At 71.8% G+C, this 26531-nt stretch carries 30 protein-coding genes and 1 tRNA gene; 17 read left to right on the forward strand and 14 right to left on the reverse strand.

Translation table 11 applies throughout. The annotated features are described in order from the left end of the window. Window positions 1–63: 63 nt before the first annotated feature. Both ACNF49_RS09100 and ACNF49_RS09105 read right to left on the reverse strand, forming a co-directional pair. Window positions 64–1569 carry a potassium/proton antiporter gene (locus ACNF49_RS09100; RefSeq protein WP_482943403.1) on the reverse strand — a complete coding sequence of 502 codons (1506 nt, stop codon included), beginning with the start codon at window positions 1567–1569 and terminating at the stop codon, window positions 64–66. Between the two features lie 23 nt (window positions 1570–1592). Beyond that, the gene (locus ACNF49_RS09105) at window positions 1593–2162 is read right to left on the reverse strand and encodes a 5-formyltetrahydrofolate cyclo-ligase (protein WP_482943404.1); all 570 of its coding nucleotides are present in this window, start codon (window positions 2160–2162) and stop codon (window positions 1593–1595) included. Window positions 2163–2186: 24 nt separating this feature from the next. On the opposite strand from ACNF49_RS09105, the gene galU reads away from it, so the two are divergent. From galU to ACNF49_RS09140, 7 genes are all read left to right on the forward strand, one after another. After that, window positions 2187–3089 carry a UTP--glucose-1-phosphate uridylyltransferase GalU gene (gene galU, locus ACNF49_RS09110; protein WP_357985567.1) on the forward strand — a complete coding sequence of 301 codons (903 nt, stop codon included), beginning with the start codon at window positions 2187–2189 and terminating at the stop codon, window positions 3087–3089. Continuing rightward, entirely contained in the window at window positions 3076–4251 is a 1176-nt protein-coding gene (gene glp / locus ACNF49_RS09115) for a molybdotransferase-like divisome protein Glp (protein WP_357985564.1), read from the forward strand. The genes galU and glp overlap by 14 nt, the downstream gene beginning before the upstream one ends. Next, the gene (moaC, locus tag ACNF49_RS09120; RefSeq protein ID WP_498702271.1) at window positions 4248–4724 is read left to right on the forward strand and encodes a cyclic pyranopterin monophosphate synthase MoaC; all 477 of its coding nucleotides are present in this window, start codon (window positions 4248–4250) and stop codon (window positions 4722–4724) included. The genes glp and moaC overlap by 4 nt, the downstream gene beginning before the upstream one ends. A gap of 11 nt (window positions 4725–4735) precedes the next feature. Continuing rightward, the gene (locus ACNF49_RS09125; protein WP_498702272.1) at window positions 4736–5200 is read left to right on the forward strand and encodes a MogA/MoaB family molybdenum cofactor biosynthesis protein; all 465 of its coding nucleotides are present in this window, start codon (window positions 4736–4738) and stop codon (window positions 5198–5200) included. Between the two features lie 58 nt (window positions 5201–5258). After that, on the forward strand, window positions 5259–5912 hold the full coding sequence (locus ACNF49_RS09130) for a GNAT family N-acetyltransferase (protein WP_352366396.1): 654 nt from the start codon (window positions 5259–5261) through the stop codon (window positions 5910–5912). 124 nt (window positions 5913–6036) lie between these two features. Next, window positions 6037–6609 carry a divisome protein SepX/GlpR gene (gene sepX / locus ACNF49_RS09135; protein ID WP_357985556.1) on the forward strand — a complete coding sequence of 191 codons (573 nt, stop codon included), beginning with the start codon at window positions 6037–6039 and terminating at the stop codon, window positions 6607–6609. A 49-nt stretch (window positions 6610–6658) separates the two neighbouring features. Then, window positions 6659–6735 (forward strand) — tRNA-Ala (locus tag ACNF49_RS09140). 559 nt (window positions 6736–7294) lie between these two features. On the opposite strand, the gene ACNF49_RS09145 is transcribed toward ACNF49_RS09140, so the two are convergent. Next, on the reverse strand, window positions 7295–7861 hold the full coding sequence (locus ACNF49_RS09145; RefSeq protein ID WP_482943405.1) for a CGNR zinc finger domain-containing protein: 567 nt from the start codon (window positions 7859–7861) through the stop codon (window positions 7295–7297). A 26-nt stretch (window positions 7862–7887) separates the two neighbouring features. Here ACNF49_RS09145 and ACNF49_RS09150 point away from each other — a divergent pair, with 26 nt between their 5' ends. Both ACNF49_RS09150 and ACNF49_RS09155 read left to right on the forward strand, forming a co-directional pair. Continuing rightward, window positions 7888–8352 carry a GNAT family N-acetyltransferase gene (locus tag ACNF49_RS09150; RefSeq protein ID WP_482943406.1) on the forward strand — a complete coding sequence of 155 codons (465 nt, stop codon included), beginning with the start codon at window positions 7888–7890 and terminating at the stop codon, window positions 8350–8352. A gap of 26 nt (window positions 8353–8378) precedes the next feature. Next, a complete protein-coding gene (locus ACNF49_RS09155) occupies window positions 8379–9512 on the forward strand; it encodes an MFS transporter (protein WP_482943407.1) in 1134 nt (377 codons plus the stop codon). Between the two features lie 41 nt (window positions 9513–9553). Here the strand turns inward: ACNF49_RS09155 and ACNF49_RS09160 are convergent, their stop codons facing one another. Continuing rightward, the gene (locus ACNF49_RS09160) at window positions 9554–10318 is read right to left on the reverse strand and encodes an SDR family oxidoreductase (RefSeq protein WP_357985532.1); all 765 of its coding nucleotides are present in this window, start codon (window positions 10316–10318) and stop codon (window positions 9554–9556) included. Between the two features lie 272 nt (window positions 10319–10590). On the opposite strand from ACNF49_RS09160, the gene ACNF49_RS09165 reads away from it, so the two are divergent. Next, window positions 10591–11112 carry an NUDIX hydrolase gene (locus tag ACNF49_RS09165; protein WP_357985529.1) on the forward strand — a complete coding sequence of 174 codons (522 nt, stop codon included), beginning with the start codon at window positions 10591–10593 and terminating at the stop codon, window positions 11110–11112. A gap of 36 nt (window positions 11113–11148) precedes the next feature. Here the strand turns inward: ACNF49_RS09165 and ACNF49_RS09170 are convergent, their stop codons facing one another. Further along, window positions 11149–12117, reverse strand: coding sequence for an NAD(P)-dependent alcohol dehydrogenase (locus ACNF49_RS09170; RefSeq protein WP_482943408.1), 969 nt, complete (start codon window positions 12115–12117; stop codon window positions 11149–11151). Between the two features lie 97 nt (window positions 12118–12214). On the opposite strand from ACNF49_RS09170, the gene ACNF49_RS09175 reads away from it, so the two are divergent. Further along, a complete protein-coding gene (locus ACNF49_RS09175) occupies window positions 12215–12892 on the forward strand; it encodes a TetR/AcrR family transcriptional regulator (RefSeq protein WP_482943409.1) in 678 nt (225 codons plus the stop codon). 51 nt (window positions 12893–12943) lie between these two features. On the opposite strand, the gene ACNF49_RS09180 is transcribed toward ACNF49_RS09175, so the two are convergent. From ACNF49_RS09180 to ACNF49_RS09190, 3 genes are all read right to left on the reverse strand, one after another. Beyond that, complete coding sequence (locus ACNF49_RS09180) at window positions 12944–14101, reverse strand: NAD(P)/FAD-dependent oxidoreductase (RefSeq protein ID WP_482943410.1); 1158 nt, start codon at window positions 14099–14101, stop codon at window positions 12944–12946. Between the two features lie 64 nt (window positions 14102–14165). Then, window positions 14166–15038, reverse strand: a complete 873-nt coding sequence (gene sigJ, locus ACNF49_RS09185; protein WP_482943411.1) for an RNA polymerase sigma factor SigJ — start codon at window positions 15036–15038, stop codon at window positions 14166–14168. 97 nt (window positions 15039–15135) lie between these two features. Then, entirely contained in the window at window positions 15136–15672 is a 537-nt protein-coding gene (locus tag ACNF49_RS09190; protein ID WP_482943412.1) for an RICIN domain-containing protein, read from the reverse strand. Window positions 15673–16007: 335 nt separating this feature from the next. On the opposite strand from ACNF49_RS09190, the gene ACNF49_RS09195 reads away from it, so the two are divergent. Then, window positions 16008–16376: a hypothetical protein gene (locus ACNF49_RS09195; protein ID WP_357985511.1), complete on the forward strand. Its 369-nt coding sequence runs from the start codon at window positions 16008–16010 to the stop codon at window positions 16374–16376. A gap of 21 nt (window positions 16377–16397) precedes the next feature. Here the strand turns inward: ACNF49_RS09195 and ACNF49_RS09200 are convergent, their stop codons facing one another. Further along, on the reverse strand, window positions 16398–16967 hold the full coding sequence (locus ACNF49_RS09200) for a TetR/AcrR family transcriptional regulator (RefSeq protein ID WP_482943413.1): 570 nt from the start codon (window positions 16965–16967) through the stop codon (window positions 16398–16400). 67 nt (window positions 16968–17034) lie between these two features. Between ACNF49_RS09200 and ACNF49_RS09205 the strand changes: the two genes are divergently transcribed. Further along, complete coding sequence (locus ACNF49_RS09205; RefSeq protein ID WP_482943414.1) at window positions 17035–18204, forward strand: FAD-dependent monooxygenase; 1170 nt, start codon at window positions 17035–17037, stop codon at window positions 18202–18204. Window positions 18205–18229: 25 nt separating this feature from the next. On the opposite strand, the gene ACNF49_RS09210 is transcribed toward ACNF49_RS09205, so the two are convergent. After that, window positions 18230–19219, reverse strand: a complete 990-nt coding sequence (locus ACNF49_RS09210; RefSeq protein WP_482943415.1) for a lytic transglycosylase domain-containing protein — start codon at window positions 19217–19219, stop codon at window positions 18230–18232. Window positions 19220–19371: 152 nt separating this feature from the next. On the opposite strand from ACNF49_RS09210, the gene ACNF49_RS09215 reads away from it, so the two are divergent. Next, window positions 19372–19842, forward strand: coding sequence for an STAS domain-containing protein (locus ACNF49_RS09215; protein WP_498702273.1), 471 nt, complete (start codon window positions 19372–19374; stop codon window positions 19840–19842). A 23-nt stretch (window positions 19843–19865) separates the two neighbouring features. On the opposite strand, the gene ACNF49_RS09220 is transcribed toward ACNF49_RS09215, so the two are convergent. The 3 genes from ACNF49_RS09220 to ACNF49_RS09230 are packed head-to-tail and all read right to left on the reverse strand — an operon-like array spanning window position 19866 to window position 22944. Next, complete coding sequence (locus ACNF49_RS09220; protein ID WP_482943417.1) at window positions 19866–20234, reverse strand: STAS domain-containing protein; 369 nt, start codon at window positions 20232–20234, stop codon at window positions 19866–19868. Then, window positions 20231–21334, reverse strand: a complete 1104-nt coding sequence (locus tag ACNF49_RS09225) for a cobalamin B12-binding domain-containing protein (RefSeq protein ID WP_357985494.1) — start codon at window positions 21332–21334, stop codon at window positions 20231–20233. The genes ACNF49_RS09220 and ACNF49_RS09225 overlap by 4 nt, the downstream gene beginning before the upstream one ends. Continuing rightward, window positions 21331–22944 (reverse strand): PP2C family protein-serine/threonine phosphatase, encoded by a 1614-nt coding sequence (locus ACNF49_RS09230; protein WP_482943418.1) that lies wholly within the window; start codon window positions 22942–22944, stop codon window positions 21331–21333. Before ACNF49_RS09230 ends, ACNF49_RS09225 begins: the two co-directional genes overlap by 4 nt. Before the next feature lie 293 nt (window positions 22945–23237). Between ACNF49_RS09230 and ACNF49_RS09235 the strand changes: the two genes are divergently transcribed. The 3 genes from ACNF49_RS09235 to ACNF49_RS09245 all read left to right on the forward strand — a co-directional run bounded on the left by ACNF49_RS09235 (window position 23238) and on the right by ACNF49_RS09245 (window position 25740). Next, window positions 23238–24023, forward strand: a complete 786-nt coding sequence (locus ACNF49_RS09235) for a hypothetical protein (protein WP_482943419.1) — start codon at window positions 23238–23240, stop codon at window positions 24021–24023. A gap of 147 nt (window positions 24024–24170) precedes the next feature. Then, window positions 24171–24422: a hypothetical protein gene (locus tag ACNF49_RS09240; RefSeq protein WP_482943420.1), complete on the forward strand. Its 252-nt coding sequence runs from the start codon at window positions 24171–24173 to the stop codon at window positions 24420–24422. 46 nt (window positions 24423–24468) lie between these two features. Continuing rightward, a complete protein-coding gene (locus tag ACNF49_RS09245; protein WP_482943421.1) occupies window positions 24469–25740 on the forward strand; it encodes a hypothetical protein in 1272 nt (423 codons plus the stop codon). Window positions 25741–25779: 39 nt separating this feature from the next. On the opposite strand, the gene ACNF49_RS09250 is transcribed toward ACNF49_RS09245, so the two are convergent. Then, a complete protein-coding gene (locus tag ACNF49_RS09250; protein ID WP_357985597.1) occupies window positions 25780–26523 on the reverse strand; it encodes an amino acid ABC transporter ATP-binding protein in 744 nt (247 codons plus the stop codon). Window positions 26524–26531: the final 8 nt, after the last annotated feature.

Raw genomic sequence — 26531 nt, forward strand, 5'->3', positions numbered from 1 at the left:
CTCCTTATACGTTCTGGCACTCGAGCGATGCGACTGCTAATGCTAACCGATTGGGCCAAACACCTATTCCAACCCCCGCTCCCCGCGCCAACCGGCCAGCTTGCCGCTGCGGCTCACGGCGCGCAGGCGGCGTTCGACCTGGTCACGGCAGGCGGCCGTGGCGACCACCAGGAGCTGGTCGTCGGCCCGGACGCGGGTGCTGTTGTCCGGTACGAACGATTTGCCGTCGCGGACCACCAGCGTCACGGCCGCTCCGGCGGGCAGGCGCAGCTCGAAGATCTCCACGCCGTGCAGGAGCGACCCGACGGGCACCTTGACCTGGAGCAGGTCCGCCTTGAGCTCCTCCAGCGGCGCGGACTCCACCTCCAGTTCGTGCGCCTCACCCGGCGCGCTCACCCCGAGCAGGCGGGCCGCGTACGGCAGCGTGGGCCCCTGCAGCAGCGTGAACACGATCACGATCACGAAGACCTGGTTGAAGATCTCCTTCGAGCCCTGCACGCCGGACGCCCACGGGATGGTCGCCAGCACGATGGGGATCGCGCCGCGCAGCCCCGCCCACGACAGGAACGCCTGGTCGCGCCAGCTCACCCGATCCAGCCGCAACACCCGGGCCACGGTCGAGCTGACCAGCACCGACAGCGGACGGGCCACCATCGCCAGCACGGACCCGGCGATCACACCCGGCACGATGGCCGACGGCAGCTCCTTGGGCGCGGCCAGCAGCCCGAGCATGACGAACAGCCCGATCTGCGCCAGCCAGGCCGCGCCCTCGGCGAACCCTCTGGTCGCGGCGCGGTGCGGCAGGCGTGAATTGCCCAGGATGAGGGCGGTGAGGTAGACGGCCAGGAAGCCGGAGCCGTGCAGCAGCACCGCGCCGCCGTACGAGACGAAGGTGAGGGCGAGCACGGCGATCGGGTAGAGGCCGGAGGCGGGGAGGGCGACGCGGCGCAGGGCGTACGCGCCCGCCGGCCCGACCGCGAGCCCCACGGCCGCGCCGATGACCAGCTCGATGGCCGTTTCGAGCAGGAACGTCCCCACGGACGCCGGCCGCTGCGAGGCCCCGCTGAGCAGTACGACGGCGATGACCGTGGGAGCGTCGTTGAATCCGGACTCCGCCTCCAGAACCCCCGCCAACCGGGTCGGGAGCGGCAGCCTGCGCAGCACCGAGAAGACGGCGGCCGCGTCCGTGGAGGCCAGCACGGCGCCGAGGACCAGCGCCGCGTTCGGATCCATGCCGAGCAGCCCCTGGACGGCCAGCGCCACGACCACGATGCTCACCGTCACGCCGACGGTGGCCAGGATCAGGGCGAGAGGCACCGATTTGCGGACGTGCGACCAGGTCGTGGTCAGACCGCCCTCGGCCAGGATCACTGCCAGCGCGATCAGGCCGATCTGCTGGACGGCCTGCGGGCTTTCCAGCTTGGCGCCGAACCCCGAAGCTCCCAGAACCAGACCGAGGGCCAGGAAGAGAAGGAGACTGGGCAGACCGCTGCGATGTGCGATGCGTACGGACGCGATGGCCGCGATGACAATTCCGGCGCCGATCAGGAGCCAGACATCAAGCGTCATCCAGCCCCCTCTCGTCCCTTCGGTCACATAAGCCTAGTGAGTCCGTGTGGCGTCATCGCAAAACGGACCCGGTGGTCGTGCGGCTCGGCGGGCACGTCGTCGATCAGCTCGCCGTCGTGCAGCAGGGCCACCGTGGGGACGTTGGGCCCCACCCTGGCCAGCGCGCGGTCGTACGAACCGCCGCCGCGTCCGAGACGCACCCCCGTGCGGCGGTCGACCGCGAGGGCGGGCACGATCACCAGCGCGGCCGTGCGGACGGCGTCGACGCCCCGGCGCGTGTCGACCGGTTCCATGATGCCGAAGCGGCCAGGGGCGAGCGTGTCCGGGCCGTCGTAGACCGCCCAATCCAGGTCATTGTCGTCTTTCAGCACCGGAAGGATCACCGTCGCGCCGTGTTTCCACAGAGCGAACACGAGACCGTGCGTCTCCGGCTCCGACCCCGCCGACCAGTAGCAGGCCACCAGACCGGCCATCTGGACCCACGGCTGTTCGAGCAGCGTCTCGCGGACCTTGGTGGCGTTTGCCCGCAGTTGTTCGGGGGGCAGAGCGGTACGCGCCGCGAGCAGTCGGCGACGCAGGTTCAGCTTGTCCACAGGTACCTCCACTAGGGTCTACTCATGGCTGACTTCGACCCTGTGACGAAAGCCGTCGTGCCCGCCGCGGGTCTGGGCACCCGGTTCCTCCCGGCGACCAAGGCGACACCCAAAGAGATGTTGCCCATCGTCGACAAGCCCGCGATCCAGTATGTCGTCGAGGAGGCGGCCTCCGCCGGGCTCCTCGACGTCCTCATGGTCACCGGCAAGAACAAGCGGTCCATCGAAGACCACTTCGACCGCGCGTTCGAGCTGGAAGAGGCCCTGGAGGCCAAGGGCGACGAGCAACGGTTGTCCCAGGTCCGCGAGCCCGCTTCGCTCGCCACGCTGCACTACGTGCGGCAGGGCGAGCCGAAGGGGCTCGGGCACGCGGTGCTGTGCGCCAAGCAGCACGTCGGCGACCACCCGTTCGCCTGCCTGCTCGGTGACGACCTGATCGACTACCGCGACCACCTGCTCAAGCGCATGATCGAGGTGCGCGACACGTTCGGCGGAAGCGTGGTCGCGCTGATGGAGGTGCCGAGGGAGCAGGTCTCGCTCTACGGCGTGGCCACCATCGCCGGCACCGTCGAGGACGACGTCGTGCGGGTGACCGACCTGGTGGAGAAGCCGCCGGTGGACGAGGCGCCCTCCACGTGGGCGGTCATCGGGCGATACGTGCTCGATCCCGCCATTTTCGAGGTCCTGGAGAACACCCCGCCGGGGCGCGGCAACGAGATCCAGCTCACCGACGCGCTGCGCACGCTGGCCGGCCGCGGCTCCGAGCAGGGCGGGCCGGTGCACGGCGTGCTGTTCCGCGGGCGGCGGTACGACACCGGCGACAAGCTCGACTATCTGCGGACAGTGGTGAAGTTCGCCGCCGATCGTCCCGATCTGGCGCCGGAGTTCGTGCCGTGGCTGCGGGAGTTCCTCGATGAGATCGGTTGACGCGCATCTGGCCGAGATCCTGGCCACTGTGCGTCCGCTGGCGCCTCTGGAGCTGGAGCTGGAGCGGGCGCTGGGCACGACGCTGGCTGAGGACGTCTCCTCGCCGGTGCCGCTGCCGCCGTTCGACAACTCCGCGATGGACGGCTACGCGGTCAGGGCCGAGGACGTCCCCGGCACGCTGCCGGTGATCGACGACGTCGCCGCCGGGTCCGACGAGCTGCGGGCGGTGGGCCCCGGGCATGCCGTACGCATCATGACCGGGGCGCCCATGCCGGCCGGGGCGGACTCCGTCGTCCCGGTGGAGTGGACGGACGGCGGCACGGTCTCCGTCCGGATCAATCGTGATGTCCCGGTGGGTAACGCGATTCGCCGGGCGGGCGAGGACGTCCAGGCGGGCGAGGTGGTGCTCAAGGCCGGCACGGTGATCGGGCCGGCCCAGCTCGGGATCATCGCCGGTGTGGGCCGGCGGCGCGTGTGGGTGCGTCCGCAGCCGCGCGTCGTCGTCATCTCGACCGGCGCCGAGCTGGTCGAGCCGGGGGCGCCGCTGGGCCGCGGGCAGATCTGGGAGTCCAACAGCTTCACCCTGACGGCCGCGGTGCGCGAGGCGGGCGCCGAGGGGTTCCGCGCGGGGTCCGTCGGCGACGATCCCGCCGTGCTGCTCGACCAGCTCGACACCCATCTGGTGCGCGCCGACGCGATCATCACCAGCGGCGGGGTCTCCATGGGGGCCTACGAGCCCGTCAAGGAGGCGCTGTCGCCGCTCGGCACGGTCCGGTTCGAGAAGGTCGCGATGCAGCCCGGCATGCCGCAGGGGTTCGGCGTCCTGGGCGACGACCGGGTGCCGATCTTCGCCCTGCCGGGCAACCCGGTGTCCTCCTTCGTGTCGTTCATGCTGTTCGTCCGCCCCGCGCTCGACAAGATGCGCGGCCTGCCCAGCCGCCCGGCGACGGTGACCGCCCGGGCCACCGCGGCGCTGCGCTCGCCGTCGGGCCGCCGCTCGTTCCTGCGCGGCGTGCTGGCCGCCGACGGCACGGTGGCGCCGGTCCACGGGCAGGGCTCCCACCAGCTCGCGGCCCTGGCCTCGGCGAACGCGCTCATCGTGGTGCCGGAGGACGTCACCGAGGTGCCCGAAGGGGCCGCCGTGGAGGTGATCCGGCTGTGAGCGAGTTCACGCACATCGACGAGACGGGCGCGGCGCGCATGGTCGACGTCTCGGCCAAGGACGTCTCCGCCCGAACCGCGACGGCGACCGGGCGGGTGCTGCTGTCGTCCGAGGTCGTGGCGCTGCTGCGGTCGGGCGAGGTGCCCAAGGGCGACGCGCTGGGGGTGGCCCGGATCGCCGGGATCATGGGGGCGAAACGCACGCCCGACCTCGTCCCGCTGTGCCACCCGATCGCGTTGCACGGAGTCAAGGTCGTGCTCGACGTCGAGGACTGGGGCGTGGCGATCACCTCCCGGGTGAAGACGGCCGACCGCACCGGGGTGGAGATGGAGGCGCTGACCGCCGTCACCGTGGCCGCGCTGGCGCTGATCGACATGGTGAAGGCGGTCGATCCGGCCGCCGTGATCACCGATGTCCGGGTGGAGGAGAAGGTCGGCGGGAAGACCGGTCTGTGGACCAGGGAAGCCACGTGATCAGGGCGCTCGTGGTGACCGTGTCGAACCGCGCATCCGCCGGGATTTATGCCGACAAATCAGGGCCGTTGCTGGCCGAGTTGCTGGCGTCCGACGCCGGCTGCGAGGTCACGGGGCCTGTGGTCGTCCCCGACGGCGACGCGGTCGAGGCGGCCCTACGGGACGGTGTCGCGCAGGGCTACGACGTGATCGTCACCACCGGCGGCACCGGGCTCACGCCCCTCGACCTGACGCCGGAGATGACCGCCCGCGTGATCACCAGGGAAATTCCCGGTATCGCGGAAGCCATTCGCCTGGCGAATCGCGACAAGGTGCCCACGTCGGTCCTGTCCCGGGGGCTGGCCGGTCAGGCGGGTGACACGTTGATCGTGAATCTGCCCGGCTCGTCCGGTGGCGTCCGGGATGGGGTGGCCGTGCTCGCGCCCGTCCTGCGGCACGCCGTCGAGCAGATGAAGGGCGGCGACCACCCCCGCTGACCAGGTTTCGGTCTGCCGATCGATGATCCGTGGCGACATCGAGCCCGATGGGGGGATGATGAGAGGCGTGGATCGACTTCGTGGCTGGCCGGCGATTCTGAACGAGGGCCCGGTAGGTCTGCGGCCGCTGCGGCTGAGCGACGTACGCGTCTGGCGCGAGACCAGGTTGCGCAACGCCGACTGGCTGCGTCCCTGGGAACCGAGCAACCCCGAGACCCCGCTGTTCAGAACGGGGCTCGGCCCGTACATCTCCATGGTCGGCACCCTGCGCCGCGAGGCCAGACAGGGGCTGGCGCTGCCCTGGGTGGTCACCTACGGCGGCCGCTTCGCGGGGCAGCTCACCGTGGGGGCCATCGTGTGGGGATCTGCCCGTTCCGCCCAGGTCGGTTACTGGGTGGACGGCGCGCTGGCCGGGCGGGCCATCATCCCCACCGCCCTGGCCCTGGCCGTCGATCATTGCTTTTTCACCACCGGATTGCATCGGCTAGAGGCGAACATCCGTCCTGAGAACCAGGCCAGCCGTAGGGTGGTGGAGAAGCTCGGGTTCAGGGAAGAAGGCATTCGGCGTCGCCAACTCCACATCGACGGGGCCTGGCGCGACCACATCTGCTACGCGCTGACCGTCGAGGACGTCCCCGGCGGGCTGCTCGTACAGTGGCGGCGCGCCCGTGAGGCGGCCGCTCACGGCGGATCTCCGATCGAAGAGGTTTGACGATCTCGCGACACACCGCACCGAATGCTCGTCAATCAGTGACACACGGTCTTACGGTGCGTGACGTGAGCACAATGAAGGCGCGACGAGCACAGACGCGCTTTCGTGCTGCCCGGAGGTGGTCGTGAGCAGCGCCTTCCTCTATGTCGCCATTGTGGTGATGTGGCTGTGCGTCCTGATCCCGATGTGGTTGCGCCGGGACAAGACGAACCTCCAGGAGCTGGCCGAACTCGAAGAGCACTACACCGGCGAGCACGCCCTGCCCGACCTGGACAACCTCGACGCCACCCTCGGCGACGAGGACGCGCCGGAGGTCGAAAAGGTCGATGTCCGGCAGTTCCGGTTTCGGCGTAGGGCGATCATCGTAGCGCGCCGCCGGAGGTTGTTGTTCTTCACCGCGCTGCTCGTGCTGGCCTCGGTGGTCACGGCCGGTGTCGAGATGATCCCGTGGTGGGGTGTGGCGCCGTCCGTGGTCGTCATGCTGTCGTACATGGCCTTTCTGCGGATCGCCGTACAGGTGGATCGCGAACGCCGCGAGCGGGCGCTCCAGGCGCGCTCTGAGCGGCTGCGACGGGCTCGCGAGCGGCGCCGGGCGGAGGCCGAGGTGGAGGCCGAGGTGATCGACCTGACCGCGCTGCACGCCGACGTCCTGTTCGACCAGTACGCCGAACCGCCCAAACGGGCGGTGGGGGACTGAGAGGATGGCGCGAGGACCCTTGGGAGTTTGCTAATCTGGTCGAGTCCTTGGGGATGTAGCGCAGTCCGGTAGCGCACTTCGTTCGCATCGAAGGGGTCAGGGGTTCGAATCCCCTCATCTCCACCAGGAAGTTGCAGGTGAGAAGGGTCTTTGGAGCAATCCGGAGGCCCTTTTCTCATGTCTGGAAGTCGATGGGAGCCAATCGGGGAGCATCTCGCTCGGACTCTCAACCCGTGGCTTCTCGCCGGAGATCGAGTTCACGGGGCGGTTCCAGCGTGCGCCATGACCTGCGGGTCTTGGTGTCACTCTTCTCTGGTCGCCATACGTAGTGCGCGAACCGCACCTCGGTGCCGGGTTACCACTGTCTGAGGTCCGGCATCCCGGCGACGACGTGGTCCCAGCGCCTTGAGGACGGCCCCTTCCTGTTGCTGGGTGAGCGCCATGTCGCGTGCACGAGGCTGCTCGGTGTGCGCCCGGAGAGGCTCCGGGGCGGGGGGTATCTCCCCGAGCTACATCCGTCAGGGGGAGACGCTGGTGCTGGAGTTCCGGCCGGGCAACCACCCGGGAACGGCCTGGTCCCTCGGCACCTGGCCAGCCCAGGCCGGCAGCCCGGTCGCACCTTGCGTCCTCGTGGCCGCGATCTCCGATGGACTGAAGTAGACGGGGTCCCGGCTGATCATCGGGATCAGGCGGGATCCTGTCGTTTCGGGGGCTTCTGAGAGGCGCTGGTGGCCGGTGCGGGCTGGCGGGCGCGGTGGCGGCGTACCGCGTCTCTGTTGGCGCACGGTGGGGAGCAGTAACGCTGACGTGCGGTGCGTGAGGTGTCGGCGAAGATCGTGTCGCAGCCGGCGGCGGCGCATCGTCCGAGCCGGTCCATGCCGCGGCTGACGAGATGCATCGCCGTGCCGACGGAGATCAGCGCGAACAGCACCGCGCCGAGCGGCTGCAGGTCGTCGCGATAGTGCAGGTGCCAGCCATGGGCGTGGTCGGTCAGCCGGGGGTAGGCGGACGACCGGGCCAGCATCTCGTTGACCAGCTCGGCCTTCTCGCGCTCGCCCGCGGCGTCGACGACGTTCGTCCAGGCGGCGATGACGGCGAGGGTCTGGTCGAGATCCGACGGTTCGACGGGGCGTTCGAGCACCAGACCCGCCGTGCGGCAGCGGTGGGCGAGCTCGTCGGCGCTCGCCGGTGGGCGGTTCGCCAGTTCCGCGGCGAAATTCACCACGTCCGCGCCGTAAGGGTTGAGGTGCACAAGCTCATTACATCAGCCTGTACGTCATGACGCGAACAGCAACGGAGCAGGATGTTCCGGAACTCGTCCGCCTTCGGGCACTGCTCTTCGACGACCTCGGCGGCGACTTCTTCAACCCTCCGAACGCCGATGACGACTGGCGCGACGCGCTCGCCCGGGTCTTCAGGCAGAAGCTGGCCGAACCCGACTGTCAGATCCTGGTCGTGGACGGCGACACCGGCCTGGCCGCCTGCGGCATCGGCACGATCGAACAGTGGTTCCCCGGCCCCCACTCCCGCAACGGGAGGATCGGCCACGTCATCGGCATGGTCACCGACCCGTCGTGCCGGCGGCGTGGGCACAGCCGGGCGATCATGCTCGGCCTGCTCGACTGGTTCCGTGACCGGGACGCCGTACGGGTCGATCTCACCGCCTCCCGCGGGGCGGAACCGCTCTACCGGCAGCTCGGCTTCGCCGACCACCCCGACCCCCTGTTGTGCCGGAAGCCGTGAGGACATCGCGATACCGCTGGATCATCTTGGGTGTCGCGACCTTCACCCAGGCCGCGGCCGCGTTCTTCGTGCAGGGCGTCGGCGCGATGAGTGTGCACCTGCAACGGGACCTGAAGCTGACCACGACCCAGCTGGGCCTGCTGCAGTCGGCGGCCCAGCTGCTACCTCTGGCCGGACTGCTCGTGGCGGGACGGCTGCTGGACCGCCACAACGAACGCTGGGTCGTCGGGATCGGCGCTCTCGTGGTCGCCGCCGCGCTGGCGGCCGGCAGCGCGGCCTCGGGGTACGTCTCCCTGCTCGTCGTCCTGCTGATCGTCGGTGCGGGGTACAGCGCCATTCAGCCGGGCGGCAGTAAGTCGGTGGCGTCCTGGTTCGATGCCTCGAAGCGCGGCTTGGCCATGGGCATCCGCCAGGCGGGACTTCCGCTCGGCGGCGTCCTCGCCGCGTTCGCGCTTCCCGCACTGGCGACGACCTTCGGCCTGCGGTCGACGCTCGTGGTCGGGGCGCTCGTCGCACTGTCGGGCGCCGTCGTCTTCATGGCCTTCTACCGCCGCCCACCGGGCCGGCGTCCGGTGCCGACCGCGTCCCGCGTGCGGCTGGAACTGCTCCGCGAACCGTACCTGAAGAAGATCATCCTGTCCGGCACGAGCATGGTGTCGGTGCACAGTGGCGTGGGCGTCCTCACCGTGCTGCACCTGCACGAGGTGGCGTCCATGGACGCCGCCTCGGCGGCCCTGGTCTACGTCGCGGTCCAGTGCGCGGGCGCGCTGGGCCGCATCTGCCTGGCGGCCTGGAGCGACCGGCACGGATCCGGCCGCTACGCCTGCGTCGCGGTCTGCCTGGCCGCCGTGATCATCGGTATGACGGTGCTGGCCACCCCCGTCGGCCGATCCGCCGTCGCGGCCTGCCTGCTGTTCATCTGGCTCGGCTTCTTCGGCATCGGCTGGTACGGCCCCTGGGTGGCCTACGCCGCCGAATCGGCGCCGCCGGACCACACCGGATTCGCCCTGGGCCTGGCCATGGCCGTCAACCAGGTGGCGGTCATTCTGGCGCCGCCCGTGCTCGGCCTGCTCACGGACCTGACCGGCAGCTTCGCGCCCGCCTGGGCGCTGCTCGCCGCGCTGACCGCCGTCACCATGGCGACGACCGCCCGATTGTGACCAGTTCGGACGGCCGTCGGCCATGTCCTCTTGCCGGATCGTCACCAGGGCAGTGGGCCGTCCTCGCTGAAGAAGCCGCCGGTCGGGCCGTCCTCGCCGAGGGTGGCCAGGCGCACCACCACGGCCGCGCCCTGCGCCGGGGTGAGGAAGCCGCTGTGGCCGTTGATGTCGGTGTCGACGTAACCAGGGGCGGCGGCGTTGACCAGGATGTTCTCCTTGCGCAGCTCGTTCGCGTACTGCAGGGTCAGCGCGTTCAGCGCGGTCTTGGACGGCGAGTAGGCCGCCGAGGTCAGCCCCGACAAGGGCCCGTCGACCTCGGCGGTCAGCGCCAGCGAAGCGGCGTGGCTGGAGAGGTTGACGATCCGGGCGGCGGGGGACCGCCGCAGCAGCGGGAGCACCGCGTTGGTCACGTTGATCACTCCGAGGACGTTGGTGTCGAACACCTCGCGGACCACCTCCACGTCGACGGCGCTGGGGATGCGGTCGAGGGCGTCCTGAGGCGCGGCCTGGCCTGATCCGGTGATCCCGGCGTTGTTGACCAGCACGTCCAGACGGCCGAAGCGGTCGCCGATCCAGGCGGCGGCCGCCTGGGCGGTGGAGGGGTCGGTGACGTCCAGTTCGAGCGCGTGCGCGTCGCCTCCCGTGGCGCGGATCGCCGCCGCGGTCTCCTCGCCGCGGCGCGCGTCACGGGCGCCGACCAGGACGGTCACCTTCTGCGCGGCCAGCAGTTCGGCGACCGCGCGGCCGATTCCCTTGTTCGCGCCGGTGATCAGGGCCACCTTCGGCTGTGACGGGTACTCGTTCATGGGTGGGACTTCCTTTCCGTGCCGGGCGGGTGATGTGTCGCGGACGTCGCCGCGCTGTCCATGGAGACTCCGCTCCCGGGGATCCTGTGACGCCGTGGCCGTGTGGTGTGCGTCACCGGGCGGACCCGCACGACGAGGACGCGCTCCGGAAGCTGGTCGCCGCGGGCGTTTCCGCCTTCCTGTACGACCATGCGGTCGGTGGGCGGAAAGGGCTTCCGAGTAATCCGAATACCGTCTTCAATGGCTGGGAGCAATCAGACGGGGAGAGTCGTATGGCAGCTGTCGTCCCCGCCCGTGACGGGGAGCGGATGCCCGTGCGTTCGAACGGCCAGGACTGGCAGGTGTCCTGGCACCCGGCCGACGACCCGCCGGAAGGCAGGTCTCACGGAGCCGCCGGCATCTGCGTGACGGCCGCCGATGAGCTGGTCCTCATCAGCCATGACGGCGAGCACTGGGGTTTCCCCGCCGGGCGGCCCGAAGGAACGGAGACCATCGAGGAGACCCTGCGCCGGGAGATGCTCGAAGAAGCGTGCGTCACGGTCATCGGCAGCCGCCTGCTCGGGTACGTCCGCAGCGAATGCGTGCGCGGGCGCGAGCTCGGCCTGGTGCTCGTCCGCTCCTACTGGCGTGCGGAGGTCCGGCTCGAGGAGTGGGCGCCGGAGTTCGAGATACAGCACCGGCGGGTGGTTCCGCAGTCCGAGGCGAAGCAGCACGTCCGCGATCCCGACCTGGCCGCGACCCGGATCTCCTTCCGTGCTCTGGAAGAGGCAGGTGACGGCCCTCGTCCCTCGTGAGAGCCGTACCGGCCCGCCCGGGGCCGGGTACGGCTCTCAGGCGATGCGCACGACGACCTTGCCGCGTACGCCGCCCGCCTCCAACGTCCGGTGCGCCGCGGCGATGTCGTCGAGCGGGAAGACCGTGTCGACGACCGGGCGGATGGCGCCGCCGTCCACGTACCGGGTGAGGTCGGTGAGGAGCCGGGTGGTGGGGTTGCCGCTGAAGAAGCGCACGCGCCGCCGGCCGTGGACGGCCGAGGCGGCGATGTACGCCACGGACGCCGCGATCCTGCGCGGATCGAAGGCGATCGCCACCATGCGGCCGGACGGTGTCAGCAGGCGGCGGAAAGCGGCGTGCTCGGTGCCGGCGGTGTCCAGGATCACGTCGAACCTGCCCAGATCCGCCGGGACGACGGCGGCGTAGTCATACGCCTCGTGCGCGCCGAGGTCGCGGACGAGGTCGAGGTTGCCTGCCCCGGCGAGGGCGGTGACGTGGGCGCCGAGCACCCTGCCGAGCTGCACCGCGACAGCGCCCACCCCACCGCTGCCGCCGCGGACGAGCAGCCGGTCGCCCGGCCTGAGCCCGGCCTGGTCGCGCAGCGCCGTGATGGCCGTCGTGCCTGCCGGAAGCGCCGCGGCCGCCACCAGGTCGACGGACGCCGGGGCCGGGGACAGGCGGCGGGGGTGGACCGCCACGTACTCGGCGGCGCTTCCGAACGTGCGGCCCAGCGTGCCCCACACCCGGGCGCCGACCCGGGGGCCGGTGACCCCGGCCCCGAGGGCGACTATCTCGCCGGTGAGGTCGATCCCGACCCGTTTCGGGAAGCCCCGCTGCATCAGCCCGGTCACCAGGCGCAGCCGGCCCGTCCGGCCGTGCACCTCGCCGCCGTTCACGCTGACGGCGTGCACCCGCACCAGCACCTGTCCGGGGGCGGGGACCGGCTTGGGCGCCGTGCCCACGTACAGGACCTCCGGCGGTCCGTACCGGTCGAACAGGGCCGCGCGCATCTCGTTCGTCTCCATGGGACGACGCTAGCCCGCTAAACGGACGGGGCTCTCCATTTACGCTAATGTGAGAAAGATGCCCATTCCTCGCTCTCAGTTGGCGCCCGCCAGGGAAATGCGGGCCGACGCGCGGCACAATCGGGCGCGCATCCTGGAGGCCGCGCGGGAGACGTTCGCCAGGCGCGGTCTGGACGTGCCGATGGTGGCGATCGCGCGGCGCGCCGGGGTCGGCGTGGCCACCCTCTACCGGCGTTTCCCGTCACGCGAGTCCCTGATCACCGAGGTGTTCGCGGACGAGCTGGCGGCGTGCGCGTCGGTCGTGGACGAGGCGCTGGCCGACCCGGATCCCTGGCACGGGTTCTGCGGGGCGATCGAGAAGGTGTGCGCGATGCAGGTCGCCGACCGCGGGTTCACCGACGCCTTCCTCACCGCGTTCCCTGATGCGGTCGACTACGAGCGCACACGCGAGCGGGCCGAGCGAGGCTTCGCGGAGGTGGTGCGGCGGGCCAAGGCCGCCGGGCGGTTGCGGGCCGATTTCGCCTCCGCGGACCTGGTGCTGCTGTTGAGGGCCAACTGCGGCATCGTCGCCGGCGCCAACGACGGCGCCGGCGCCGGGGAGGGGGTGGCGGCGGCGTCGCGGCGGCTGGTGGCGTATCTGCTGCAGTCCTTCCGCGCCGACCACGCCGAGCCCCTGCCGCCCCCGCCGCCCCTCACGCTCGGCCACCTGGCCCCGACGCCGTCCGGCACGGCCCACTCGGCGGCGAGGCCGGGGAACGTGCGGAGCGGCCGTTGACGCCGACGCCCGACAGGACGACCCCGGCCGCTCGTGGTGGAGGGTGCGGGGTCAGCCGGCGGTCTCCTCGTCGCGGGGGAAGAAGGGCAGCTCGATGTGCACGCGGTCGGCGGCGGCGAGGATCTTCTCCGCGTCGTCGACCGGCGGGTGGATCGCCTGGTTGATCCGCACCTTGATGTCCTTGCCGTCGGCGCCCGAGGCCATCACCCTGCGGTCCCAGCCGCGGGTGAAGATCCCGCCGGCGTCGCCCAGGTCCAGGCAGGTGACGTACGGGCCGGGGGTGAAGTCGCGCGGCGGCACGCCGAGCAGGTCGGCCGCCGCGTTGTACCCGGCGACCTTGCCGAGCGGGGTGGCGTGCTGGCACGCCTGCATGACCGTGTGCTCGGCGTCGAACGCCGCCGCCGCGGTGTCCCCGGCGACGAACACCTCGGGGAGTGCGCGCAGCCACCGGTCCACCGGGATCCGGCCGAGGTGGTCGAGCTCGGCGGAGATCTGCCGGGTGAGCTCGCTGGCCCGCATCCCCACCGACCAGACCACCGCGTCCGCCTCGACCTTGGTGCCGTCGGACAGGACGGCGTACCCTTCGCCGACCTCGGTCACCGTCGTACCGAGGCGGCGCTCGACGCCCAGCCCGTCCAGTGCCGCCTCGATCTGCGGGCGCGGGCCGGGGCCGAGCTGGTGAGCGACCACCGGCGACCGGTCCACCAGCAGCACCCGGCCGCGGACGGCCAGCGCGGTCGCGGCCTCCAGGCCGGTGAACCCGGCGCCGACGACCACGGCCGTGAAGTCCTCCCGGTCGCGCAGAAAGCCGGTGAGCCGCCGGGCCCCGTCGAGGGTGTCGATGTCGAAGAGCCGTTCGGCGCCGGGCAGGTCGTGGGGCCGTACCAGCCGGCTGCCGGCCGCCAGCACCAGGCGGTCGTAGCCGATCTCCTCGCCGTCGGCCACCACCGTGCGGCGGCCGGTGTCGATCGTGCTCACCGAGGCGCGCAGGTGCCTGACGCCGATCGGCCCGAGGATCCTGCGCAGCTCCACCTTGGCCAGGTCCGGCTCCGGCTCGTACAGGCGTGGCCGCAGCACCAGGTGCTCGTTCGGCGCGATCAGCGTGATGCGCGGGTCCGCGGCTCCGCCTGACCGCTCGCGTGCCAGTGCCGCGCCCGCCGCGCTCCACACGCCCGCGAAACCGCCTCCGATGATCACAACATGTGCCATGGTGTCGTCCTCTCTCAGCCTGCCCCTGGTGAGCCGGGGTCGGCAGGGAGACAAGACAGCGGGCTCAGATGTGACCGATGTGGGGGAACTTCTCCGGATTGGCCAGTCTCCGCAACGTCGTGATGCGTCCGTCGGTGATCTCGACGGTGTCGAGCCAGACCAGTTCGCCGCCGCGGTAGGTCGCCAGGGCCGGCTGCCCGTTGACCTCGATGATCTGGAACGCGTCGGGACGCCTGATCTCGATCTGCCTGACCGCCAGCAGGGCGATCGTCTCGGCCCCGTGGACCGGCCTGCGCGCGGCGGTCACCCTGCCGCCGCCGTCGGCGACGTAGACGGCCTCGGGGTGCAGCAGCTCGACCAGCTCAGCCATGTTCCCCGCGTCGGCGGCCGCCTTGAACGCCCTGAGCAGGCGTTCGGTCTCGGCCCTTGACGCCCTGGGCCGCTCCTTGACCGCGGCGACCCGCGCCCGCGCGCGGGAGGCGAGCTTGCGGCCGGCGGCGGGCGTGCTGCCGAGCACCTCGGCGATCCGGGTGAACGGGAAGTCGAAGACGTCGTGCAGTACCAGCGCGACGCGCTCGGCCGGGGTGAGCGTCTCCATGACCACCAGCATCGCGGTGCCCACCGAGTCGTCCACGAGCACCTGAGCGGCGGCGTCGGACACGGTCAGCAGCGGTTCGGGGAGCCAGGGCCCGACGTAGGACTCCCGCCGGACCCGCGCCGACTTCAGCACGCTGTAGGACGTGCGGGCGGCCACGGTCACCAGCCAGGCCCGCAGATCGCGCACGTCGGACAGGTCGGCCGCGGCGGCGCGCAACCAGACCTCCTGCGTCACGTCCTCGGCCTCGGCCACGCTGCCGAGGATCCGGTAGGCCGCCCCGAACACGGCGGAGCGATGCGACTGCCAGTCGGCCCCGGCCGGCGCACCGCTCGGCTCCACGCTCCGCCCCCAGCCCTTCTCGGATCGGTGTTCGACCGCCGATTCTAGGGTCCTGCTGTGAGCCGGGCCGCGACCAGGGGCAGGCCGCAGGCCGCTGTCACCTCCGCCGGTACTCCCAGACCTGGTTGACGCGGTTGGCCGCCTTTCGCAGGTCCGTGGGATGGAAGCAGTCCCATATCTGGAGCGGGGCGTCGGGGCGCGGCCAGTCGGGGTAGGCCCCGTTCTCGACGTCGAGGCACTTGCCGCTGCTGACGTTCACCAGAATCCTGAAGCCCTTGTGCGGGCCCTTGTAGAACGCATGCGTCACCCACTGCTGGTTGGGGCCTCCGTGGCAGCCCCACAGGACGACGGGTGTGCCGTTGCCCCTGCCGTCGTTCGCGACGTCGAGGCATTTCGTGCCGTTCAGGTTGGTCCATTTGATCAGGTCACCGCTGCCGCCGCCGGGAGGGCTCTCGAAGAAGAAGGAATGGTAGTTTCCGCCGACCCGGGCGCCCAGCCGGACGCGTGAGCCGAGCACGCAGTCAGGGTTCTCGAAGTTGTACCGGCAGGTGTTGGGGATGTCGACGAAGAGCTGTCCGCCGGTGATCGGGTTGGTGATCCAGGTGTCGGGGCCGCGGTCGCGACTGCTGTCCACGTCGGCGAGAGCGGGCGGTTGAACGGCGAATGCCAAGAATGCCGCGGCGATCGCGTTGAGGAATGTTCTGGGATTCGGCATTTCGATTCCCCCTCACTGCTCTTATCCGCAGGGGTGGTGCTCAAGCCTATCTCGGTCCGGGTCAAGGCGTATTCAATGAATCGCCAATCAAGTGCGGCTCCCGGGCAGGTGGCGGCCCTTTTAGCCTGGGCTAAAAGGCATTGTGGGGCGGGTTTCCGGTGAGGCAGGCTCTCCGTCATCGGGGCGAACAGGGCCCGGTGAAATCGCTGAACATTCGTGTCGCCGTGGTTCCGCGCGGCCGGAGAGGACGAGAAATGTTCGGAACGGGAAAGCGGACGAGGAAACTGCTCGCCGTGGCGGCCGCCACCGGAGCGGCGCTGACGATCGTGGCCACCCCCGGCCCGGCCGCCGCGTCGGCGTCGGCCTGGTGCCAGTCGAGCTATTTGGTCTACAAGTACTGGAAGTCGGACGGCACCATCGGCCGCTGGAGCCAGAACTGCAGCGGTGACCACTCGCTCAATTCCAAGGGTTACAAGCTGGAGCCCGGCGGCTGGTCCGGGTACATCGACTACAGCGACGGCACCTGGGAATACTTCTGCGACTTCCAGGACAAGTGGCTGGGCAAGCGGGTCGTCAACATCACGATGGCCGCCGCGAAGATCGAATACTGCATCAAGAAGTGATGCGGCAGGCGAGCCGAGCGGTCATCCGGTGGGGCGCAGGCCGTCCAGCAACACGGTGAGGTAGGCGTCGGCGAGGGCCTGTGAAGGGGGCTGGGCGCGGGCGACGGCCAGGGCGGTCCGGCCGAGGAGGGTCGTGACGACGGCGGGGTCGATGTCGGTGCGGATCGCGCCCTCGCGCCGCGCCCCCTCGATCATCTCCTCGACGGCGGCGACCAGCCCGGCGCGCAGGGCGGTGGTGGCCGGCAGCTCCAGGCCGTCCAGCTGGTCGTTGACGGCGTGGTGGGCGGTCTGGAACGCGATCAGCTCGCCGAGGAAGGTCTGCAGCGCCTGGTAGGCCGTGGTCTCGGCGAGCAGGTCGCGGGCGCGCCGGACGACCGGTTCGAGCAGCCCGGAGACGGCGGCGTCCAGCAGGGCGTCCTTGCCGCCGAAGGCGCGTACGACGGTCGCGGCCCCCAGGCCCGCCTGTCTGGCGATGGCCTCGACGGTGAGCGTCGCACCGGGTTCGGCCAGCAGTGCCATGGCGGCGTCGAGGGCGAGTCGGCGGTTGCGCACGGCGTCGGCACGGCGCTTGGGCTCGGCGGGTGTTGACAACTGAAATGCTCATTCCACATAGTTAACTGGAACGCTTATTTCAGTTACTGTACCGCGAGGAGCCTCGGTGAACGAGCGGATCCTGATCTCCGGAGCCGGCATCGCCGGGCTGGCCCTGGCTCACTGGCTGGCCCGGCTGGGCTTCCGGCCCACCGTCGTCGAGCGCGCCCCGCGCCTGCGCGCCGGCGGCAACGGAGTGGACCTGCGTGACCACGCCGTCGAGGTGGCCGCGAGGATGGGCATCATGGCGCAGGTGCGCGCGCTGGCCACCGACGTGCACGGCATGAAGTTCGTGGACGCCGGCGGCCGGCCCGTCGCCCGCGTCGACACCCGCGACCCCGGCTCGGTGGAGATCATGCGCGGCGACCTGGTGGCGCTGCTGCACGAGGCGACCGACGTGGAGATCATGTTCGGCGACGCGATCAGCGGCCTGGACCAGGACGAGGAGGGTGTGCGAGTCACCTTCGAGCACGCGCCCGCCCGCACCTTCGACCTGGTCGTCGGCGCCGACGGCATGCACTCCCACGTGCGGCGGCTGGCCTTCGGGCCGGAGGAGCGGTTCGTCCGGCACAAGGACCACTACTTCGCCTTCGCCGACGCCGACGCCGCGCTCGGGGAGGACCGCTGGGTCACGATGTTCAACACGCCGGGCCGCATGGCCGGCATCTACCGGTCGGGCAACCACGCCCAGGCCAAGGCGTACTTCATCTTCCGCTCCGCGCCGCTGGACTACGACCACCGGGACGTCGCCGAGCACAAGCGGCTGGTGAGCCGGACGTTCGGGGACGAGACGTCCTGGCGTTCCCGGGAGCTGCTCGACTCGGCCCTGGCCGATCCCGACTTCTACTTCGACGCGCTGGGCCAGGTGCACATGGACTCCTGGTCCGAGGGCCGCGTCGTGCTCCTCGGCGACGCCGCCTGGTGCGCCTCGCCGGCTTCGGGGGCGGGCGCCGAGCTGGCCCTGGTGGGGGCGTACCGGCTGGCGGGGGAGCTCGCCGCCGCCGGTGGTGATCATCGTGTCGCCTTCGCGCGGTACGAGGCCGTCCATCGTCCGCTGGTGGGCAGGAAGCAGCAGATCGGCCCGAACGTCCGGCTCATGGTGCCGAGAACCGAGGGCGGGCGATGTGTCCGGGACGCCCTGGTCCGGCTCCCGCTGATGAAGGCCGTGGGGGCGGTGGAACGCCGCGTCCAGAGCAGGAACGCCCGCCCCCTGCCGGAGTACAGCCCGGTCCGGTGACGCGACCGGGACCCGGCGGCCGGGGTTACTTCGGGCCGGTCAGGCGGCGCTCGCCTGCTGTGGTGAGCACGAAGACCTGCCAGTTGTAGTACGCGTAGTACGCGCGCGGGTCGCGGCGCATCTGGCGGGCGTGCAGGAGGACGGCGTCCACGTACGCCTGGGACGGGTTGTAGGCGTGCAGGGCCCGCCGGTAGTCGCGGGGCGCGCCGCTGGCGTGGAGGTAGTTGGCCGCGGCCATGACGGCGTCCCGGGGGTTCTGGACGTCGCCGCCCATCCCGTACGCCCGCCAGGTCGCCGGCATGAACTGCATGGGGCCCTGGGCTCCGGCGTGGCTGTCGGCGCGTACCCGTCCGAACTTGGTCTCGACGAACATCACCGACGCCAGCACCTCCCATTCCACCCCGAAGCGGCGCTCGGCCCGCTTGAAGTGGCCGAGCAGCTCGGCGGCCGGGCGGGCCGGCTGGACCTTGAACACGGCGGACGGCTTGATGGGCCGGGTCAGGGCGAGCAGTTCCCGCAGGGCGCTGACGTTGTCCTTGGCCTGGGCGGCGAGGGCGGCGGGCAGGCGGGCGAAGGCGCGGTCGGCCAGGGCGCGGTGGCGGGCGGCGTGGCGGTAGAGACGCTGCTGGTAGAGGGCCAGGAGCTCGACGTCCCGCGGCGGGGTGCCCGTCGAGGGGCGCCAGCGGTCGATGGCCGCGTTCAGGGCGGTGGTCGTGTCGCGGAGGGCCGTCGCCAGGCGGGCGGGGTCGGCGGGGAGCGGCGCGCCGGGGGCGGGGAGCGCCTGGCCGGCGGAGGCGCCGGCGCTCGCCGTCGCCGACGGGGAGGCGTCCGTCGCCTTCGCGGAGGCCGAGGAGGGGGCGGAGGGCGAGGAGGGGGCGGCGGTCGTGGCCGTGCCGCCGCATCCGCCCGTCCCGGCGACTGCCGCGCTCACCAGCAGGAGGCAGGCGAGCGTACGGCCCCGGCCGGTGCGGGGCTTCGGCGGGCGGGCGCGGAACGGGCGTCGGAGATCGTCCATGGTCGGCCAACCTACCTGTCCCACGGCTTCATACCGGACATCTCGCCTCGTATCGCTCCGGCGGGCGGCACTCGACACCTGGGATGCGTACGCTTCTCACAAGGCGGCGGCGTGGCCGATGATCGGCCGGGTAGGAGAGGAACCACCGGGAGGTGAGCGGCATCGACGGCGGAGAAGACGAGACGAGCTGGCGAGGGCCCCGGTTGCGGGCGGAGACGAGACAGGCGGACGGGTGCCTGGTCATGGGGTTGAGCGGGGAGCTCGACTTCATGCAGAAACCCGAGTTCCGGCAATGGGCGCTCGGCGTCGTGGCCGGCGGCGCCAACGACGGGAACAGCGCCAACGGCGGGAGCACGGCGCCGATGGTCGTGCTCGACCTTCGAGGCATCGAGTTCTTCGACTCCACCGGGCTGTCCGTCGTCATCGCGCTGTGGAGGCAGGCGCGTGACGCCGGCGGAGATCTGGCGGTGGCCGGGCCGCCGCCGATCTGCACCAACATGATGCGGCGCACGGGGCTGGCCGACCACATCGCCATGGGCGACACGGTGGCCGCCGCGATCGCCGGGGCGGCGATCCTGCGCCGCACGAGGGCCGGCACGGCCGACCAGGCCGCGGCCGGCTGAACGCCGCGGGCGGACGTCCCCGGTCAGTCCTGGGTGAAGGAGTGCTGGGTGACGCCGGCCGGGGCGCCGGTGAGGTGCTCGTACGTGCCGCTGACGTCCAGCAGCCGCTCCAGCACCCGCGGGCGCTGCTCCAGGTGCAGCCGGGTGCCGGCCGTCACGGCGTGCTGGTGGATCATCAGCAGCGCCGACAGGCCGCTGGAGTCGCAGAAGTGCAGGCCGTCGAAGTCGAGGTGCAGGTCGGTCAGGCCGCCGTCGGCGAGCGCGGCGAGCGCGGTGGTCAGGAGCTCTCGCGCCGTGTTGTAGTCCAGGTCGCCGATGACGGCGACGTGCAGCACCCCCGGGCGGGGCGTGGCCTGGACGAGGGTCAGCGGGTCGGGGGCGAAGGCGGTCATGCGATCTTTCCGTGGACGGGGAGCGGGGTGTGGTCGGTCGGGGAGGCCGCGGCGCTCAGGGCGTCGCGCCCGTGCGCGATCAGGGCCGAGGCGCGCGGGAAGTCCTCCAGCCGCCTGCCCAGCAGGTCGAGAGCCGGCAGTAGCGTGCCCGCCGGGACGCCGCGAGCGGTCAGGACGCCGGCCGTCCAGGTGAGGAATCGGGTGAACAGCCCGGGGTCGTCCACGTAGAGCGCGGTGGCCAGGAAGTCGACGATGTGCAGGATGTCCTCGGCGGTGTGCCTGCGCTGCTGCGGCGTGTAGTGCGCCATCGCCGGGATGCGTTCCTCCAGGCCGCCCATGACGTCCCTGACCAGGCTCCGGGCCGACCGGCTGACCATGGTGTACTCCTGGTCGTCCAGGTGCGGCAGGTCGTCCACGGCCTGGCGGGGGGCGACGGGGCGGGGCAGCGGGCCGGCGGCGAGCCGGTCGGCGGCGGTGGCGCCGTCGGCGGCCCAGGCGTCGGCGCCGAGGAGGCGGGCGTAGCGGCCGTCCGGTCCGAACGCGGCGCCGCCGGCCATCACCGGCGTGCCGGTCGCCTGGCAGGCGGTGATGGCGGCGTGGGCGCCGGGCAGCCGGGTGGGGATGGAGCTGGACAGCGCCACCACGTCGCAGGCCGTGCGGTGGAGGTGGGTGATGAGGTGGGGTGTCGGCACCTGCGCGCCCAGGTAGTCGACCCGCCAGCCGCGCAGCCGCAGCACCTCGGCCAGGATGCGGGCGGGCATGGCGTGCCACTCGCCGTCGATGCAGGCGACGGCGATGCGCCCGAGTGCGGGGCCGTTCGCGGCGGCGGCGCGGGCGGCGGGGTGGTGGGCGAGCGCGGCCAGCACCCGCTCGTTGACGGCGGTGGCGGTGTGCTCCTGCGCCACGGTGATCTGGTTGCCCTCCCACTCCAGGCCGACGCGGGCCTGGACGGGGGCCACCACGCCCAGCAGCAGGGTTTCCAGCGAGATGTCCTGGTCGAGCGCGGCGAGCGCGGCGTCCGTGGCGGCGTACTCGTCGCCGGCGACGGCGGCGTTCCAGAGTTTTTCGCGCCAGGCGGAGAGTCCGTCTGCGTGCGTCATGCGGTGAACCTTCCCCGTCCGTGTCCTCCCACCGCGCTCAGATGTGCCCCGCGCGGCGCGGTGATGGCGATGACGGCCATGTCATCGTGATCGCCACCTCCTACCCACTGGGAGGACAACATCTCCACACGTTCGGTGATCGCCTCGGGCGGCATGCCGCCGCACTGCCGCAACTCCTCCTGCAGCCGCTCGTCGCCGAACATCTCGGCGCCCAGCGGGCCGCCCATGGCCTCGGTGATGCCGTCGGTGTAGAGCAGGCAGGTCTCGCCGGGTTCGAGGACCACGGTGTCGGTGACGCTCGTGACGCGGTCGAGCATGCCGATGAGGGTGCCTTTGGTGCTGGCCACGTCGACGCGCCCGTCGCCGCGTACGACGAGCGGCGGCGCGTGCCCGGCGCTGGTGACCCGGAGCAGGACGCGGTTGCCGGCCCGCTGGATCGAGGCCAGGACGAGCGTGACGAAGCGGGAACGGTCGCCGCCCTTGATGAGAACGCCGTTGAGCAGTTCGAGCACGCGCTGATGGTCGCCGGCCATCGGCAGCAGGGCCTGCAGGGTGTGCCGGATCTTGCCGGTGAGCACGGCGGCCTCCAGGCCCTTGCCTGCCACGTCGCCGAGCACCACCAGCGACTCCTGGCCGGACTCGGCGGGCGGGTGGAGGTCGTAGAAGTCGCCGCCGACCCGGGCGGTCTGCTCCGAGGGACGGTAACGGGCGGCGATCTCGACGCCGTGCAGGCTCCGCACGCGGGGCGGCAGGAGCTCGCGCATGAGGGTCTCGGTGATGTCGGCCTGCTCGGCGTACAGGCGGGCGGCGGACATCGCGGCCCCCGCGCGGGCCGCGAACAGCCGCGCGCAGATCTCCTCGCCGTCGGAGAAGCACGCCTGGCCGCTGCCGCGCAGCAGCACGAGCGCCCCGGCCGGGACGCCGTGGCCGGGCAGTGCGGTCACCACCATCGAGCCGATCTCGCCGAGCCCGTCGCGGGTCAGCCAGCCGGGGGCGGCGGCGGGGTCGATCCAGCGGGAGGGCAGGGGCGGGTAGCCCTGCAGCGCCTCGGCGAGGCCCGGCACGGTCTCGGGATCGACGGCCAGCTCCTCCCGGACGACGACGCCGTCCGGCCCGCAGTACGCGATGGGGTGCCTGCGCCGGTAGGGCGGCAGGATGACCAGCGCGGCGTCGGCCAGGTGGCGGGCGGCCAGCCGGGCGGTCACCTCCAGGCAGCGGTCGAGGTTGAGCGAGGACAGCAGCTCGCTGGAGGCATTGTCGAGGAACGACGTCCGCTCGCGTTCGAGGTGCAGGGCCTGGGTGGCGCGTTCGAGGTCGGTGGTGTCGGCCAGCCACCAGGCGATCACGTCGCCGTCGCGGACCGGACGCGCCTCGAAGGTGGCCGCCCCGATGGGACCGCGCACACCGTCGGGAAGAGCGGCGTCCGGAAGAGCGGCGTCCAGAAGAGCAGCGTCGGAGGGAGCGACGTCAGGGAGCGGGGTCGCGGAGTCGTGGGCGTGGGAGAGCCAGTCGGGAGCGCTGTCCGCCAATGCCGCGCCGGGGACCGCCCCGGGCAGCAGCCGCAGCGCCGCGTCGTTGGCCTGGGCGATGACGCCTGCGGTGTCCACCACCAGAACCGGGTAGGGGGCGCCGCGCCACACGGCCCCGGTTTCGTCCTGCCCCAGACTGCTCGTCAGACCTCTCAAAACAACGAGCCCGCCGCGACGGGCCCTGCCTCCCTGAATCATGGTTGCTTATGCACCTTCTTCTCTCCACTGTAGCCGAGGCTCGCCCACCGCCCCAGCCGTCGACGGCCCGGTCGACGGCCCTCGACCGGCCGTCTCCAGTGGTTTCCAGTCGTTTCCAAGGGGCCGCGGCCAGGGTCTGACCGGTCAGCAGAACGCACTCGGCGGACGGGGAGAAGATGGGCGAGACTAGGACCCGGTCGGTTCTGGGCAGGACGGGGGCGACGCTCGTCCTGAGCGCGGTGCTCGGTTGCGCGGCGGGCCCCGCCGACGCGGCCGACGCGACCGTCGGCGCGGCGGCCTATGTCGTGCGGGGCAAGGTGGTGAACTCGGCAGGCCGGCCGGTCCAGGGAGCCAAGGTCGTGGTGAAGGACCGGCGCTACTACAACAGCGACATCGTGCTGCACAGCGACGGCAACGGCCTCTATCGCGCGCAACTGCCGCGCGAGCCGTCGTCCTGGCTGGTCAGCGCCTCGGTGACGCGGCAGTTCCACGGCCGGCGGTACACCTTCGACCTGGAGCCCTCCTCGACCGGTTCCGTCCGGGCGAGCGCCGGCGGCGTGCGGAACTTCACCTGGCGCGTCACCGGCAGGCGGCCGGGCGCCGACGGCCGCTTCTACGGCGGCCTGGTCGCCACGAACCTCTGGTTCGACAACCTTCCTGAAGACGTCGACCAGGAGAACGTACGGCTGACGATGACCCCGGTCGGCCCGCTGATCGACGGCAGCAGGGGCAAGGTCGTCTCCGGGCGCGCACCGGTCTACACGGACAGCGGCTGGGCCGTGGTCGACGTGCCCCTGGGCCGGTACCGGATCGCCGCGACCTACCGCTCGGCCACCAGCGGCAAGGTCTACCCGCTCCAGGTGAAGCTGACCGGCTCCGCCTCCTTCGGCTCGCAGGTCACCGCCGACTTCGAGCAGAGCGGGACCAACCAGCGGATCAGGCTGGAGGTCAGGTTCGGCTGAACCGGCCGAGCCGCGGAGAACCTCGATGGAGGCTGAACCGGCCGACTCGACCGGCCGCTCCTGCTGGGGACGCCGGCGGCGAGCCTGGTCGTCGTCTCGGGGGCGCTCGCCTTCGGCGGCGGTCCGCGCGGGCCCGTCGTCGCGCTCGTGATGATCTGGACGGTGGCCGGAGCGGCCGGTCTCGTGACCGGCATGCGGGTGCATTCCAGCATCCCCGGCCCGGACGGCAGCGGGCTGGAGGTGCGGGTGCTCTCCGACGACTGGATCGTCCCCGACTGGAGGCTCGTGGTCCACAGGAGCGACGGCCTGCTGACGCGCGAATGGCCCCTGACGGAGCGCTTCATCTCAAGGGCGGCTGAGACGGGAAGGGCAGACAGGGCGGGTGGTGTACCGGTATAATGATCATGCATCCCGGCGGGCAGGCGCTCCCGGGATCTTGCGTTTCATGCCTTCCTCACCTCATCGCGCGCTGCTCGCCGCGGCCGTCCCGCTCTTCCTGTCCATGAGCGCCGGGATCGTCGCCCAGCTCATCACCACCTCCCTTCTCGGCCGCCAGGCCACGGCCCAACTGGCGGCCTTCGCGCTGGTCAACGCGGTGCTCACCCCCGTGACGGCCGCGGTGTCGGGTGGTCTGCGAGGGATGGTGCCGTTCGTCGCCGCCTGCCGGGACCGTCCGGCCGAGGCGCTGCTCGTCCTGAAGGACGCGCGGTGGCTCACCGTCGGCCTCGGCACGGCCGGTGCGGGCGTCATGCTCGGCGTCCCCGTGATCGCGCGGATCGGCGGGGCGCCCGGCGAGGTGGTGGCCGAGTTCGGGGCATTGCCGCCGCTGCTGGCGCTCCAGGTGTTGCTGTACTCGGCGGGCAGCGGCGCCGGCGGCGTGCTGGTCGCGCTCGGACGCGGCCGCCTGGTGCTCTGGGCCGGCCTGTCGAGCACGGCCACGGGGGTGGTGCTGCATCTCGTCCTGGTGCCGCGGATGGGCGTCCAGGGCAGCGGGGTGGCGCTGGTGGCGTCCACCGCCGTGGCCGTCGCCGTGTCCAACACGCTGCTGCTGCGCCTGCCCGAGCTGGGCGGGCGGTCGTCGTGGCCGGGGCGCCCGCGGTGGCGGGAGATGCTGCGGATGGCGAGGGTGGGCGTCCCGATGTCGGCCACGCTCGTCGTGAAGTTCGCGGTCATGGGCGGCGTGACGTACGCCGCCGCGCGGACCGGGGCGCAGGGGGCGGCCGCCCACGCCATCCTGCTGTCGCTGCACGGATTCCTCGGGCTGGCCGCCGTCGCGGTCGCGCAGGCCGCGACGCCGGAGATCGCCAGGGCGGTCCTGCCGGGCGAGGCACGCCGGCTCAACCGGGCGGCGCTGACGATCGCCGCCGCCGGTGTGCTGGCCGGCGGGCTGGTGCTGGTCCTCCTGGGGGAGGCGGTGCTCGGGCTGTTCACCTCGGACGCCGCCGTGCTCGCCGTCGCCGTGAGCCTGGTGCCGTTGTCGGTGGTGCACGCCCTGGCCGACCACTGCGCGATCGTGATGTCGGCCGGGCTGACGGCGCTCAGGCGGTCGTCCTGGACGCTGGGGTCGGCCGTTCTCGGGAACGGCCTGGTGGCGTCCGTGGCGGGGCCGGCGGCGGGGGCGTGGGGGCTGCCCGGCCTGTGGCTGGCGTTGATCGCCGGTTCGCTGCTCGTCGTCGTGACGCAGACGGCCGGTTTCCTGCGGTTCAGCGCGCGCTAGAAGGGGGAAGGGGGCTCCGTCGGGCGGAGCCCCCTTGCGTCAGGTGCGGTCCTGGGTCAGGACGCTGGACAGGAACGCCCTGGTCCGCTCGTGCCCCGGGTTGGCCAGCAGCTCGGCCGGCGGGCCGCTCTCGACCACGACCCCGTCGGCGAAGAAGGCCAGCCGGTCGCCGACCTCCCTGGCGAAGGCGATCTCGTGGGTGACCACGACCATCGTCATGCCGTCGGCGGCCAGGCCGCGCATGACCTCCAGCACCTCGTCCACCAGCTCGGGGTCGAGCGCGGACGTGGGCTCGTCGAACAGCATCAGCTCCGGGCTCATCGCCAGCGCCCTGGCGATGGCGACCCGCTGCTGCTGGCCGCCGGAGAGCTGGTGGGGCCGCTTGTGCGCGTGCGCGGCCAGGCCGACGCGCTCCAGGTGCTCCATCGCGGTCGCCCGTGCCCGCTCCGCCGGGACGCCGAGGACGTGGACGGGGGCGCAGGCCACGTTCTCCAGGGCGCTCTGGTGTGCGAACAGGTTGAACCGCTGGAACACCATGCCGATCCGGCGGCGGAAGACGGCGAATTCCTTGGGCGTCCACGGCCGGTAGCGGCCCTCGCGCAGGCTGTGCCCGACCTCCTCGCCGAGCACCCGCAGGCTGCCGCCGAGCACCGGCTCCAGCCCGTTGACGCAGCGCAGGAAGGTCGACTTGCCCGATCCGGACGGCCCGATCACGCAGCTCACCTCGCCCGGCGCGACGGTGAAGTCGACGCCGTTGAGCACCTGCGTGTCGCCGAAGCCCATGCGCACGC

The sequence above is a fragment of the Actinomadura sp. ATCC 39365 genome (assembly GCF_054392275.1).